Source organism: Pantoea sp. SIMBA_079, assembly GCF_046940275.1.
In the GTDB taxonomy this organism is placed as follows: Bacteria; Pseudomonadota; Gammaproteobacteria; order Enterobacterales; family Enterobacteriaceae; genus Pantoea; species Pantoea borealis.
Genome location: NZ_JAWRYR010000316.1, coordinates 1 through 271 on the forward strand (window position 1 = coordinate 1; position 271 = coordinate 271).

1 pseudogene is annotated in these 271 nt (G+C 60.5%); it reads right to left on the reverse strand.

What is annotated here, in order from left to right:
- Positions 1–271: pseudogene (locus tag SB719_RS20185) on the reverse strand (hypothetical protein); the annotation flags it as partial.

A 271-nucleotide genomic window follows, 5' to 3' on the forward strand; every position in this document is an offset into this window, starting at 1 on the left:
CTTCTGCGTGGCCATCAAGTTCTGCCAGGCATCGATGCGGCCTTGCCCGGCACCTAGTGGGCCGTACAGGCCCTGCGACTTGCGGCTGATCTGGGAGAAATCCCAATCCGCGTGCAAGCCGCCCAGCAGAAGACTGCCCAGCAGCGCGGCAAAGCCGACATGTCGCACAACGGTTTTGAGCAACCAGGATATCGCCACTGCGAAGCCCTGTTCAGACCAGTCGAAAGCAGCGATGGTGGGGCTTGCCACAGCAAAAGACAATGGCAACCTG